At 72.5% G+C, this 12,035-nt stretch carries 14 protein-coding genes and 1 tRNA gene; 5 read left to right on the top strand and 10 right to left on the bottom strand.

Annotated elements, in window-relative coordinates; genetic code table 11:
* The first annotated feature begins 270 nt into the window (after positions 1-270).
* A complete protein-coding gene (locus HUX53_RS32860; RefSeq protein WP_217920195.1) occupies positions 271-783 on the top strand; it encodes a SigE family RNA polymerase sigma factor in 513 nt (170 codons plus the stop codon).
* A 108-nt stretch (positions 784-891) separates the two neighbouring features.
* Positions 892-1,293, top strand: a complete 402-nt coding sequence (locus HUX53_RS32855) for a hypothetical protein (RefSeq protein WP_176407099.1) — start codon at positions 892-894, stop codon at positions 1,291-1,293.
* On the opposite strand, the gene HUX53_RS32850 is transcribed toward HUX53_RS32855, so the two are convergent.
* The 4 genes from HUX53_RS32850 to HUX53_RS32835 form a co-directional block, all read right to left on the bottom strand.
* Positions 1,290-2,201 carry a sensor histidine kinase gene (locus HUX53_RS32850; protein ID WP_176407098.1) on the bottom strand — a complete coding sequence of 304 codons (912 nt, stop codon included), beginning with the start codon at positions 2,199-2,201 and terminating at the stop codon, positions 1,290-1,292. The two genes, HUX53_RS32855 and HUX53_RS32850, sit on opposite strands and share 4 nt — an antisense overlap.
* Positions 2,201-3,109: an MEDS domain-containing protein gene (locus HUX53_RS32845; protein ID WP_176407097.1), complete on the bottom strand. Its 909-nt coding sequence runs from the start codon at positions 3,107-3,109 to the stop codon at positions 2,201-2,203. Before HUX53_RS32845 ends, HUX53_RS32850 begins: the two co-directional genes overlap by 1 nt.
* 91 nt (positions 3,110-3,200) lie before the next feature.
* Positions 3,201-4,172 carry a sensor histidine kinase gene (locus tag HUX53_RS32840; RefSeq protein WP_176407096.1) on the bottom strand — a complete coding sequence of 324 codons (972 nt, stop codon included), beginning with the start codon at positions 4,170-4,172 and terminating at the stop codon, positions 3,201-3,203.
* A 160-nt stretch (positions 4,173-4,332) separates the two neighbouring features.
* Complete coding sequence (locus HUX53_RS32835) at positions 4,333-4,947, bottom strand: TetR family transcriptional regulator (RefSeq protein WP_176407103.1); 615 nt, start codon at positions 4,945-4,947, stop codon at positions 4,333-4,335.
* A gap of 41 nt (positions 4,948-4,988) precedes the next feature.
* On the opposite strand from HUX53_RS32835, the gene HUX53_RS32830 reads away from it, so the two are divergent.
* Both HUX53_RS32830 and HUX53_RS32825 read left to right on the top strand, forming a co-directional pair.
* Positions 4,989-6,569: an MFS transporter gene (locus HUX53_RS32830; RefSeq protein WP_176407095.1), complete on the top strand. Its 1,581-nt coding sequence runs from the start codon at positions 4,989-4,991 to the stop codon at positions 6,567-6,569.
* A tRNA-Leu gene (locus HUX53_RS32825) sits at positions 6,532-6,616 on the top strand. Before HUX53_RS32830 ends, HUX53_RS32825 begins: the two co-directional genes overlap by 38 nt.
* A 36-nt stretch (positions 6,617-6,652) precedes the next feature.
* Here HUX53_RS32825 and bcp read toward each other — a convergent pair.
* Positions 6,653-7,120, bottom strand: coding sequence for a thioredoxin-dependent thiol peroxidase (gene bcp / locus HUX53_RS32820; RefSeq protein WP_176407094.1), 468 nt, complete (start codon positions 7,118-7,120; stop codon positions 6,653-6,655).
* 167 nt (positions 7,121-7,287) lie between these two features.
* Here bcp and HUX53_RS32815 point away from each other — a divergent pair, with 167 nt between their 5' ends.
* A complete protein-coding gene (locus HUX53_RS32815; protein WP_176407093.1) occupies positions 7,288-7,599 on the top strand; it encodes a DUF3618 domain-containing protein in 312 nt (103 codons plus the stop codon).
* Here HUX53_RS32815 and HUX53_RS32810 read toward each other — a convergent pair.
* The 5 genes from HUX53_RS32810 to HUX53_RS32790 are packed head-to-tail and all read right to left on the bottom strand — an operon-like array spanning position 7,550 to position 11,981.
* Complete coding sequence (locus HUX53_RS32810) at positions 7,550-7,837, bottom strand: anti-sigma factor (RefSeq protein WP_176407092.1); 288 nt, start codon at positions 7,835-7,837, stop codon at positions 7,550-7,552. The genes HUX53_RS32815 and HUX53_RS32810 overlap by 50 nt on opposite strands.
* Before the next feature lie 32 nt (positions 7,838-7,869).
* Positions 7,870-9,141, bottom strand: coding sequence for a glycoside hydrolase family 4 (locus HUX53_RS42770; protein ID WP_176407091.1), 1,272 nt, complete (start codon positions 9,139-9,141; stop codon positions 7,870-7,872).
* On the bottom strand, positions 9,138-9,806 hold the full coding sequence (locus tag HUX53_RS32800; RefSeq protein ID WP_176407090.1) for an SIMPL domain-containing protein: 669 nt from the start codon (positions 9,804-9,806) through the stop codon (positions 9,138-9,140). Before HUX53_RS32800 ends, HUX53_RS42770 begins: the two co-directional genes overlap by 4 nt.
* 16 nt (positions 9,807-9,822) lie before the next feature.
* A complete protein-coding gene (locus HUX53_RS32795; RefSeq protein ID WP_176407089.1) occupies positions 9,823-11,007 on the bottom strand; it encodes an amino acid deaminase/aldolase in 1,185 nt (394 codons plus the stop codon).
* 41 nt (positions 11,008-11,048) lie between these two features.
* Positions 11,049-11,981 carry a PHB depolymerase family esterase gene (locus tag HUX53_RS32790; protein WP_176407088.1) on the bottom strand — a complete coding sequence of 311 codons (933 nt, stop codon included), beginning with the start codon at positions 11,979-11,981 and terminating at the stop codon, positions 11,049-11,051.
* Between the last annotated feature and the right edge of the window lie 54 nt (positions 11,982-12,035).

Here is a 12,035-nt window from a genome sequence, read left to right as displayed (position 1 = left end):
TTGCTGAGTGGGATTATCAGTTGCTTGTGGATGATTGTCTTGTTTTGTTTTGTTAAGGATAGGCCGCCCCCCGAGATTTGCACGTCCCTCTTCGTCGGCAGCGTCAGATGGGTATAAGAGCCAGTACCCGGGCGGCGCCGCCGACCGCGACCCCGTCCCCGGTGCCGTCCTCGACGGCCACTCCGTCGCCGGCGCCGCCCGGGTACGTGCCGCCCGGGGCGCCCGCGCCGGCGACGCCGTCGCACGGCGGGTAGGTGCGGTCTGTCCACGTTGAGCGCCCAGGAGATCCGCGGGGCGGAGGCCACGTTCGACGAGTTCGTGGCCGCCACCGCGGGCCGGCTGCTGCGCACCGCCGTGTTCCTCGTCTACGACCGGCACCTCGCCGAGGACCTGCTCCAGATCGCCTACGAGCGGGTCGCGCGGCGGTGGGGGCGGCTAGCGGACGGTGAACCGGAGGCGTACACGCGCCGCGTCCTGGTCAACCTCGCCATCGACGAGAAGAAGCGGCGGGCCCGGCGCCGCGACACCCCGGTCGGGTCCGTCGCGGACGTGCAGCGGCTCGCGGGCCCGCCCCCGGCGCCGGGGGCCGCCGGGGGCGACCTCGACGAGGTGCTGCGCGCCCTGCCGGCGAAGCAGCGCGCGGTGGTCGTGCTGCGCTACTGGTGCGACCTGAGCGAACACGAGATCGCCGAGACGCTCGGCATCTCCCGGGGGACGGTGAAGAGCCACACCGCACGGGCCATGGCCGCGCTGCGGGAGCACATAAGGGAGGGCCGCCCATGACCGACGACCTGAACGCCCTACCGCGCGCCCGCTACACCGGGGAGGGGCGCGCATGAACGAGGACCTGGATGCCCTGCTGCGCGGTCGCTTCAGCGGGGAGGGGCGCGCATGAACGAGGACCTGGACGGCCTGCTGCGTGATCACTATCGTGCCGCTGCCGACGAGATTCACGCGGATGCCACTGCCGTTCGTCGGTTTCAGGAGGCGGGGCATGCCGTCGCGCCCGGTCGGGCGAGTGTTCTGCGTGGCTGGGCGTTTCCCGCGCTGGCCGCTGTCGTTACCGCCGCCGTTCTGGTCGCGGTTGCCGTGCTGTTCTGGCCGGGGGCGCGTGACCCGCAGCCGCCCCGGCCCATGGCGCCGCCAACTGCGCCCGTGTCGCCGTCCGCCCCGCCCACGCCGGTCCCGAGCGCCGTCACGCCCGGCCAGGTCACCTCTTCGGAAGCACCGACCCCGACCACCACGCCCACCGCGAGCCCGACGCCCGACCCCCAGAGCCAGCCGCTCGGCTAGCGGCGTTTGCGGACGCGCACGAAGGTGCCGTCCCAGCCGGCGCGCAGTTCCATCAGGTCGACCAGGAGCCGGACGGTCCACAGCCCGAAGCCGCTCTGCAGCGCCGAGTCGGGCGGGATGAAGCCGGTCAGCGGGCCGGGCCGCCAGAAACCGTGGTCGCCGACCTCGCAGACCAGGTCGGCGCCGTCCCGCCACGTCCAGAGGCCGATCGGCGGGGTGCCGTGCTGCAGCGCGTTCGCCGCGACCTCGTTGACGGCCGTGACGATGTTCTGCGCGGCCTGGCCGGCGAGGCCGTGCCGGTGCGCCCGCTCGGCGACGAACGACCGCAGGTGGTGCAGGTCGGCGCCGTTGATCGGGAGGTACTCGGCGTCGTGCGGGCGTTCGCCGCGCAGACCGCGGTCGCAGCCGGACTCGAACGCCTCCGGGTCGATGTACTCGCCGTTCGCGCCGTCGTGGCCGGGGGCCAGCAGCAGCGGGTGGGTGCGGCGCGCCTCCGCGAGGATGTGGGACGGCAGCGTCCGGGTGTCGTACGGGCACAGTGCGCGCGCGTCGACCTTCCCGAACACCACGTTGATGAGGGACTCGTACCGGATCCACTCCAGGGTCTGCCGCTCGTCCCAGCCGTCCCAGACCGGTTCGGCCAGCGCGCACACGCGGCGCGGGGCGTTCTCCTTCACGATGGTCTGGTAGTCCCGCAGGGTGTGGACGGGATGCTGGTAGAAGCCCGCGGAGTCGACGAAGACGATCTCCTTCTCGCCGAGGACGTCGCGCAGCGCGCTCAGGCCCGGTTCGCGCGCCACCGCGACGACGGCCTCACCGCGGTCGAGCCCCGATCTCAGGTACGGCACCGTGACCGACAGGTAGTCGTCGGTGCCGTCGTACATGAACGCTCTGTGCTCCAGCGTCATCAGGCGAAGTCCTCCGTCTCCGGGAGCCCCCGTCCGGCGCCGCGGGCGAGGCCCGGCAGCCGGTGCCAGCCGACCGTGGAGATGAGGCTCTCCACGTTCGGCCGGAGGTTGTCGAGGACGAGCGACCCGTCGGCGGGCAGCCGGGTGGCGTGCCGCGCCAGCAGGTTCAGCCCGCCGAGGTCGATGAAGCCGAGCCGGGACACGTCGAGGTGGACGCTGCCGCGCTGCGCGACCACCTGCGCGAGCTTCTCGGCGAACACCGTGTGCCGGGCGGCGTCCAGTTCCCCCTCGATCCGCAGCCCGGCCGGCTCGAACATGGGCACTATCTTCAGGATCCCGTCGTCGTATTCGGGGTTCACTTCCACGAGCACCTCGTGTGTGTCGCGAAGGGCGGCGAGCTGGTCGGGCGGGCACGCGCGCCGGTCGATCTGGCAGACCGCCATCGCCATCGTGCTCGGCGAGACGGTGTCGCCGACCCGGTTCTCGCAGCCGAGCATCCGGCCGATGTCGGACGCGCCGGACCCGTGCAGCAGCCAGCTGTAGTCGGTGGTGATGCGGGCGGCGCGGAAGCCCTGGTCGAACGCCGTGCCGACCTCCTCGCCGATGGTGTCGAGCATCTTGGCCGGGGCGAAGGCGCCGCCGCGGTCGAGGCAGGCGTCCCGCCGCGGGACGACCCGCAGCTGGCGGCTCCGGATGAACTCGTCCAGGTCGATCCCGGGGCCGAGGCCGGGCAGCCGCTCGGCGGGGACGTCGGTCACGTACACGACCTTCTCGCCGGTCAGCAGGCCCTCCCGGACGAAGGGCCCGATGACCCGGTCGCGCTCCTCTGGACCGGTGTAGGCCAGCCAGCCGTGATCTCCAGGCCGGACTGCGCTGACGGGGCGCTTGGCGAACCAGGGTGTCTCCATGGCCTGCCCATCGGGTTCGGGGCGGATCTGTTCAGCGTACGCCGCCAAAAGGGATTTGGAAGCCCAACGCATGGAGTTCCTCACGCTCTGTCTATCCGGCCCGGTCCGGGTCGGGAAGGGTGAGCCGCAGCCGGACGGCGGTGCCCTTCCCACCCGTCCGGATCTGCACTGTGGAGCACAGCAGCCGCACCGCCCACAGCCCGAACCGCCCGCCGGACGAGGCGCCCGCCGGGTGCGGCGGGAGCAGCCCGTACCCGGTGCCGGGCGGCCACCGGCCCGCGTCGGTGACCTCGCAGGCGAGCGCCGGGCCGGCCGTCTCCGCGTCCGTCCACATCCGCAGGACGATGGGCGGCGCGCCGTGCCGGAGCGCGTTGGTGACGACCTCGGTGACCGCGACCAGCAGCCGCTGCAGCCCCTCCTCGGGCAGCGGCGTCTGCCGGGCGCAGTCGGTGACCCAGGCGCGCAGCCAGAACAGGTCGGGCCGGTCGTCGAGTTCCAGCGCGTCGGCGCCGGACGGCGGCGGGGGCAGCGGCTCGGCGTCGCAGCGGGCGCAGAACGTCCACGGGTCGACGAAGCCGGGGTTGGGCAGGGCGCGGGTGCCGCGCACGGTCTCCGGGTGGGTCTTGCGGCCGGCCGCGACGATGGCGGCGGGCAGCGAGGTCGCGTACGGGCACAGGACGGACGCGCCGGTGCCGCGGATCGCGACGTTCAGCAGCGCCTCGGCCCGCTGCCATTCGACGACCTCCAGCGGCGACCGGGACGCCCACGACGGCTCCCCGAGGAGGCGCAGCCGGCGGCCCTGCCGGGCGCTCTCGTCGGCGTCGCCCAGGCAGTCGGCGAGCGTGCGGGACGGGTGGCCGTACCAGGTGGCGGCGTCGGTGAACCGGACGGCGTCCGCGGCCGGCCCGAGAGCGTCGCGGAGCAGCATCTCCCGCCCGCTCCCGCACACGGCGAGGACGCGGTCGCCCGCGTCGACGCCGTTCCGCAGGAACGGCACGGTGCCGCCGAGGAACTCGTCCACCCCGTCGAAGGGCAGGACGCGATGCGTGAAGCTGTCGCTCACGGCGACCCCGCCGCTTGTGTGATCATGATGTCACCGACTGTGCGTGCCGGACGGACCCGACCAGCCTAGGCGCCCGTCCCCGCCCTGCCGAGGCCCTTTTTTCAAATGTCACCACATGCGATTTGGGGTCCTGTCCGGAACCGCGGCGGTGTCCTGTCCCTTACCGGACGCGGGGGCGCGGGGACGGGTAGAGGACGGCGCGCAGGCCCGGGGCGAGGCGGGCGATTAATTCATCGGCCGTCATCGAGGCGACGGGTTCCAAGCCGAGGATGTAGCGGGCGAAGATCAGCCCGGCGAGCTGGGTGCCGGACGCCCCGGCCCGCGCGCTCGCCCCGGGACCCCCGACGTGGTCGGCGATGCGGCCGATGATCTCCCGTTCGAGGAGGTCGCGCAGCAGCCGGGCCAGCTCGGGCTCCTGCACCGCCGCGCGCACGAGCAGCACGAGCCGCGCGCCGCCCTCCGGGTCGTCCCACGCGGTCAGCAGCGCCCGCAGGACGCGTTCGGGCAACGTGGCGGGGTCGCCGGGGAGCGCGCCGGCGAGCACCTCGGGCGGGTTGGCGACCAGGCCGAGCACCGCACCGAACAGCCCCTTCTTCGAGCCGAAGAAGTAGCTGATCAGTGCGGCGTCCACGCCGGCCTCGGCGGCGACGGACCGCATCGTGACCGGCCCGTACCCGTCGGCGAGGAAGCGGCGGCGCGCCACCGCGAGGATCGACTCGCGGGTGTCGGGGCTGCCGCGCCGCCGGCCGCGCCCGCCCGTCCCGGATTTATTCATCACGATTGAAATATAGACCGGGCGGACGCGAGGGTCGAGGCATGAACACCACTGCGAAGGAAGGCCAGGGCACCGTCCACCGCGCGGTGCTGCCGGCCGTGATGCTGTCCCTCGCCACGGTCGTGTCGGCCGTGGCGTCCCTCAACACCGCCGTGCCGTCCATCGCCCGCGACACCCGCGCCGGGCTCACCGAGCTGTCCTGGATCATCGACGCGTACGCGCTCGCCTTCGCCGCTCTGCTGCTGCTCGGCGGCGCCATCGGCGACCGCTACGGGCGCCGCCGCGCGCTCGCCGCCGGGCTGGTGATCTTCGGCGCGGGGTCGGCCGCCGCCGCGCTGTCCAGCGACCCGCACTGGCTGATCGCGATGCGCGGCGTCCTCGGCGTCGGCGCCGCGCTGGTGATGCCGGCGACGCTGTCGACGATCACCTCGACGTTCCCGCCCGCGCAGCGCACCCGCGCGGTCGGCGCCTGGGCGGGCGTCGCCGGCGCGAGCGCGATCTTCGGGCTGCTGGTGTCCGGCGGCCTGCTGGAGGTGTGGTCGTGGCGGTCGGTGTTCTGGATGAACGTCGTCCTCGCCGTGGTCGCGCTGGCCGCGACGCTGGCGGTCGTCCCCGAGTCCGCCGACCCGGACGCCCCGCGGCTGGACGTGACCGGCGCCGCGATCACCGTCGCCGGGCTCGGCGCCGGCGTCTACTCGATCATCGAGGCGCCGAACGAGGGCTGGGGCAGCGCCCGCACCCTGCTCGGCCTCGCCGCCGCGCTCGTCATCCTCGCCGGGTTCGTGGTCTGGGAGCTGAAGCGGCCGAACCCGCTGCTCGACCCGCGGCTGTTCCGGCACCGCGCGTTCTCCGCCGGCGCCATCTCCCTCACGCTGCAGTTCTTCGCCTTCTTCGGCTTCGTGTTCATCGTCCTGCAGTACCTGCAACTGGTGAAGGACGACAGCGCGCTCATCGGGGCGCTGAGCCTGGTGCCGATGGCGCTCACGATGATGCCGTTCGCCCGCGGCGTCGCGCCCCGCGCGGCGGCCAAGCTGGGCCCGCGCCGCGTCATCACGGCCGGTCTGCTGCTGGTCGCCGTCGCGATGCTGGTCTTCTCCCTGCTGGACGAGGACAGCACCTACTGGCTGCTGCTCGCCGGGCTGATCCCGCTCGGCGCCGGCATGGGCCTCGCCATGACGCCCGCGACCGCGTCCATCACCGACGCGCTGCCGCCGGAGAAGCAGGGCGTGGGCTCGGCGATGAACGACCTGGCCCGCGAACTCGGCGGCGCGCTCGGCATCGCCGTCCTCGGCAGCATCCTGCAGTCGGCCTACCGCGCGAACCTGAGCCTGGACGGGCTGCCCGGCCCGGCCGCCGAGGGGGCGAAGGAGTCCCTGGCGGGGGCGATGCGGCTCGGCCCGCAGATCGCCGAGCAGGCGCAGCGGGCGTTCGCCGACGGCGTCCAGGCCGCGTTCCTCACGGCGTCCATCGCGCTGGCTGTCACCGCCGTCGTCTTCGCGGCCCTGCACCGCACGCCCCGCGCGGCCGCGAATTCCGTTGCCGAGCCCGCCGATCAAGCCGATAAGCTTTCTGAGGGAAGCGCCGGCGGGCGTGGCGAAATCAGGTATACGCGGCAGGTTTAGGTCCTGTTGGTGGCGACACCGTGGGGGTTCGAATCCCCCCGCCCGCACCCGGCCCGCGCGTGACGCGCGGGCCGCTGCGTTGTCTAGATGCCCAGGTCGCGGCGGAGGCGCTCGACGTGCCCCGTCGCCTTCACGTTGTAGTACGCCTTCTCGACCTTGCCCTCGGCGTCGATGATGAATGTGGACCGGATGACGCCGACGACGACCTTGCCGTAAAGCTTCTTCTCGCCGTACGCGCCGTACGCGTTCAGGACCTCGGCGTCCGGGTCGGACAGGAGCGGGAACGTCAGCCCCTCCTTCTCCCGGAACTTCGCCAGCTTCGCCGGCTTGTCGGGGGAGATGCCGACCACGGTGACGCCGGCGGCCTCCAGCTCGGCCAGGCTGCCCTCGAAGTCCACGGACTCCTTGGTGCAGCCGGGCGTCATGGCCGCCGGGTAGAAGTAGAGGATCACGCGCCTGCCGCGCAGCGAGGCCAGCGACACCGCGGCCTCGTCGGCGTCGGGAAGCTCGAAATCGGGGGCGACGTCGCCCGGCTGGAGCCGCTCGGACACCCTGACCCGCCTTTCGCTCGGATGGTGGGACCAACCGTACCGGCCGGGGCTGGACGGGCGTCCACGGGCAAGACCTGCAACACTGTTCGGATCATGCTTCGCTCGTGGTAGCGCCCCACCGCGGCATCGCCCCACCGCGAGTTCGCCCGACAGGATAAGGACACGGCATGGCCGACAGGTTCAGCGACCCGGAGGAGCTGGAACGCTATATCGAGCGCACCCGCAAGGATCTGGCGCGCAATGTCGACGAGATCGCGGACCGGGTCAACCCGAAGAACGTCGCGAACCGGGGCGTCGAGCGGCTGAAGGAGGAGGCCGGGCAGGTCGCCAAGGCCTTCGGCGCGCTGGTCCGGCCGTCCGACGAGGACGAGGACGGTCAGGGCGGCGGGATCGACAAGCGGGTGGTGCTCGCGGGCGTCGGGGCCGCGGTCACCGTGACCGCCCTGGTCCTCTGGCGCCGTAAGCGCAGGCGCCGCTGAGGCCCAGTCTGGAGGCGCCGGTCCGCGGTCCGCGGCCGGCGCCTTTGCGTGCCGGGCCGGGGGCGCGCACGGAGTGGGCGAGCAGCTCGGCGACCGTCCGCAGCTCGGCGAGCTCGGCGCGGCAGGGCGGGCAGCCGTTCAGGTGCGCCGACAGCGCGTCGGCCTCGGCGCCGGCCAGCCGTCCGATGGCGTAGACGCCGAGGCCGATCCGGTACACCCCGCAGTCGGTTCCTCCCACACCCTGGAGTACGGGACGGCGGCGCGCCCCGTTCAGCGGAACTGGGGGAGATGATCGCGGTGGGCGGCGAGGCCCTCGTCCAGGATCTTCTCGGCGGTGTGCTTGCTCCGGACGAACGGGTGCGCCATGAGCGCCTGCAGCGCGGTGCGGCGGTCGCCGGTGACGGCCGCCTCGGACGCGAGCCGCTCGTAGGCGTGGATTGCCTGGGTGAGGCCGCGCACCGGGCCGGGGAGCGGGCCCATCGTCAGCGGGACGGGTCCGGACCGTCCGACCAGGGACGGGACTTCCACGATCGCGTCGGCGTCCAGGGAGGGGATCGCGCCGTTGTTGCGCGTGTTGACGATCATCCGGCGGCCTTCGTCGCGGTGCAGGGCGCAGATGACGTCGACGGCGAACTCGCCGTGCTCGCCTCCGCCGCGCTCCCGGGACGGGTCCGGGTCGGCCTTGTCGGCTTCGGTGGCGACCTGCTCGTAGTAGCCGGGCAGCATGGCGAGGATGTCCTGCGCGCGGGTCGTGCCCTTCGCCCGCATCTCTTCCACGACTTCATCGTGGAAGAAGTAGTACTTGGCGTAGGAGTTCGGCAGGAAACCGAGCGTCTTGGCGAGTTCCGCCATTCGGGACGGGTCGCGCCAGGGCGTCGCGCCGCCGCCGGGGACCTTCAGGTCGTCCAGCAGGAGCGGGACGTCGAGTTCGCGCCCGTCGAGCCGGAGCCGCTGCGCCCAGGTGGCGTGGTTGAGGCCGATCCAGTCGGCCTCCAGCCCGTCGGACGGCAGCCCCAGCAGTTCGGCCCACATCTCGGTGTCGCCGATGTACTGGTCGCACAGCCCGATGATGCGCGCATCGGTGTGGCGCGCGACGGCGTCGGTGACCACATTGGTTGGGTTTGTGTAGTTGACGATCCACGCGCCAGGGTCGGCCTCGGCGGCGATATCGAGCAGGACGGGCACCGACCGCAGCGCCATCAGGAATCCGCCCGGCCCTGCCGTCTCCTGCCCGACGACACCGTGCTTCAGCGGGATCGACTCGTCCAGATGCCGTGCGGCCAGCCCACCGGGACGGAACGTCGTGAACACGTACGAGGCCCCGTCCAGCGCCGCCTTGAGGACGGTGTGCGACGACACGGTGATCGCGGCGCCCCGCGCGGCGAACATGTTCCGCGCGAGCCGCGTCATGACGTCCAGGTGCGCGGCGTCGATGTCGTAGCAGGCCAGCTCCGTCCCGGCGAGGTCGTCGGCGCGGTGCAGCAGCCCCCGGACGATCCCCGGCATGTAGCCGCTGCCGGCCCCGACGATCGCTATCCTCACCGCGGCTCCAGGTCGGGCTGCGTTGTGGTGAAGCGGGCCTCGACCGTCGCGCGGACGATCTGCGTCTCCGGCTCCAGGTCGATCGGTTCCGGCTCCTCGGACGTGTCGCCCAGCCCGCGCCCGTAGGCGGCGGCGAGCGCGACCGGGGCCTCCGGTGTGCGGCCGACGCCCTCGTCCGACAGTTCGACCAGCCCGGTCAGCCGGGCCCCGAGCGCCTCGGCGTAGCTGCGCGCCCGCGCCACGGCCTCGTGCGCCGCCTGCCGCGCGGCCCGCCCGTACACCTCGCTGTCGCGGCGCAGCTCCCACTCCGGCCCGCTGACGAACGTCCGCTCCAGGTCGCCGAGCCGGGTCACCAGCTCGCCGAGCACCCCGAAGTCGACGACCGTGATCTTGATCCAGACGGTGCCCCGGTACGCCCGGACGTCGCCCTCGCGCCGCTTGTACTTCAGCAGCGGCGTGATCGACAGCCCGCCCGTCTCCAGCTTCTCCACGGCCTCGCCGTAGGACTTCACCAGGTCGAGGCACCGCTGGTTCCGCTCGGTGAGCCGGTCGAGCGCCGTCCGCCGGTCGGACTCCTGCGACTGCACGTGCACCGACAGCCGCGCGATCTCCGGCTCGGCCTCCAGCACCGCCTCACCGCGAACACTGATCAGGGGAGCGTCCATCCCCCCAACCTACGCGCTACAGGAACGTCTGGCCTTCGCCCCGGTAGGTGGGGACGGTGCGGACGTGGCGGCCGTCCTCGATGAGGTGCAGGGCGTCGAAGCGTTCGCACAGCTCGCCGGCCTTGGTGTGGCGGAACCAGACGCGGTCGCCGATGGACAGCAGGTCGGCGGCGCGTCCGAGCAGCGGTGTCTGCACTTCGCCGGCGCCCTCGTTCGGGTCGTAGGAGAGCCCGGTCGGCAGGTACGGCTGGGGGAGGCGGATGGCGTCGGCCGGGCCGGACGCCAGGTAGCCGCCGCCGAGGCAGGTCGCGACGCCCGGCGCGGGGCGGCGGACGACAGGCAGCGCGAACAGTGCGGCGGGACGTCCGGTGAAGTTCGAGTACTGGTCGAAAAGGTGCGGCTGGTAGAGGCCGGAGCCCGCCGCGACCTCGGTGACGGCGCGTTCGGCGGCCGTCTTCTCGACGCTGCCGGTGCCGCCGCCGTTGACGAATTCGAGGTCGGTCAGCTCCCGGACGGCCCGCACGATCGCGGCGCGCCGCCGGGCCAGCTCCAGCCGGGACTGCCGCTGCATGGCGCGGATGACGCGGCCCCTCGCCGGACGTCCGGGCGGGACGTCTCCGACACCGGCGATCTGCGACTCGTAGGCCATCAGCCCGACCAGGTCGAGCGACGGCCGCTTGAGGACGCGCTCGGCGAACGCGCAGACCTCGGCGGCGGTACGCAGCGGGGAGCGCAGCGCACCGATCCGGACCCGTCCGCCGAGGGGGCGGTACGAGGCGTCGATGTCGATGCAGACGCGGATCTTCCGGTCGCCGGCGGCGTCCTCGATCAGTTCGAGGTGCTCGGGGGAGTCGACCATGAGCGTGATGACGCGGGCCGCCTCGGCGTCGTCGGCGAGCGCGGCGATGGCCGTCCGGTCGGCGGTCGGGTAGGCGACGAGGATGTCGTCGCTGAGGCCCTCGCGGGCCAGCCACAGCGCCTCGGGGAGCGTGAACGCCATGATCCCGGCGAACCCGTCCATCGCGAGGACGTCTTCCAGGATCGCCCGGCAGCGCACCGACTTGCTCGCGACGCGGATCGGCTTGCCGGCGGCGCGGCGGACGAGGCCGGCGGCGTTGGCGCGCAGGGCCGCCAGGTCGACGACGGCGAACGGCGCCTCGACCCCGGTGGTCGCGGCGTCATAGCGGTCCCGGAGGTTCATGCTCGTCACACTGCCACACTACCGGCTAATGTGAAAAGCTCTCACGTACCGCCGCGAGGATGCGCGGCGAAGAAGTCCCAGAGCATCGGGCTCGCCTCGTCCGGCCACTGGTGCTTCCCGCCCTGGATCTTGCAGAAGGTCACCGCGACGCCCTGTGCCCCCTTGCCCGTGCTCTCGCAGGTCGTGTCGTCGCCGAGCGCCTTGACCTGTTTGTGCGGTTCGGGCAGATCGGCGAGCTTACGCCAGAACTCGACCGCCTTCGACACCGGCGGGAACGGGCGCTTGTCGTTGAAGTCGCGGTCGCCGCCGCCGTGGAACGGGACGTTCCGGTCCGCCGTCCCGTGGAAGATCATCGCCGAGACCGGCCGGCCGGGATCGCAGTGCGTCACCAGCGCGCCCTCGACGACCCCGATCGCCGCCACCTTGTCCGGCTTCTCGCAGGCCATCTTGTACGCCATGCCCGCGCCGTTGGAGAACCCGGTGACGTAGACGCGCTTCGGGTCGGCCAGCCCCGCATCGGTCATCTTGTCGATCAGCTTGGTCAGGAATCCCACGTCGTCGATGTTCCCGATCTTCGCGGCGCCGCAGCAGTCGCCCGCGTTCCAGGTGGTCATGAACCCGTCCGGGTAGGCGACGAGGAAGCCGTGCTCGTCCGACAGCTTGTCGAAGCCGGTCAGGTCCTCCATCTTGCCCATGTTGGCGAGCCCGCCGTGCAGGGCGATGACCAGTGCGGGCGGCTCGGCGGGCTTGCCGTCCTCCCACTCGCCGTCCGACACCTTGCCCGGGACGTGCAGCAGGAACTCGCGGTGCCCCAACGTCCCCACGTCCATCTTCTGCTTGTGCGTGCCCGCCGACGTGGGGACGCCGTCCACCTTCGCCGGGCGCCCGCCCTTCCCGCCCTTCGTGCCGTGCTCCTCGGTGCAGCCCGCGAGCACGAGGGCCACCGCCAGTACCACGACCAGGATTCGCCGCATGAACGCAAAACTAACCCCAACGGACACCCTCAAACTACTCACGAGTAGACGAAC

The sequence above is a fragment of the Actinomadura sp. BRA 177 genome, assembly GCF_013372625.1.
Taxonomy (GTDB): Bacteria; Actinomycetota; Actinomycetes; order Streptosporangiales; family Streptosporangiaceae; genus Spirillospora.
This window is presented reverse-complemented; position numbering and strand designations above follow the sequence as displayed.

Bases quoted from the DNA above. Each gene is read 5' to 3' on its own strand.
- HUX53_RS32855 (WP_176407099.1), top strand. From the start codon at position 892: ATGAACGAGGACCTGGACGGCCTGCTGCGTGATCACTATCGTGCCGCT.
- HUX53_RS32850 (WP_176407098.1), bottom strand. From the start codon at position 2,201: ATGACGCTGGAGCACAGAGCGTTCATGTACGACGGCACCGACGACTAC.
- HUX53_RS32845 (WP_176407097.1), bottom strand. From the start codon at position 3,109: ATGGAGACACCCTGGTTCGCCAAGCGCCCCGTCAGCGCAGTCCGGCCT.
- HUX53_RS32835 (WP_176407103.1), bottom strand. From the start codon at position 4,947: ATGAATAAATCCGGGACGGGCGGGCGCGGCCGGCGGCGCGGCAGCCCC.
- HUX53_RS32830 (WP_176407095.1), top strand. From the start codon at position 4,989: ATGAACACCACTGCGAAGGAAGGCCAGGGCACCGTCCACCGCGCGGTG.
- HUX53_RS32815 (WP_176407093.1), top strand. From the start codon at position 7,288: ATGGCCGACAGGTTCAGCGACCCGGAGGAGCTGGAACGCTATATCGAG.
- HUX53_RS32800 (WP_176407090.1), bottom strand. From the start codon at position 9,806: ATGGACGCTCCCCTGATCAGTGTTCGCGGTGAGGCGGTGCTGGAGGCC.
- HUX53_RS32795 (WP_176407089.1), bottom strand. From the start codon at position 11,007: ATGAACCTCCGGGACCGCTATGACGCCGCGACCACCGGGGTCGAGGCG.
- HUX53_RS32790 (WP_176407088.1), bottom strand. From the start codon at position 11,981: ATGCGGCGAATCCTGGTCGTGGTACTGGCGGTGGCCCTCGTGCTCGCG.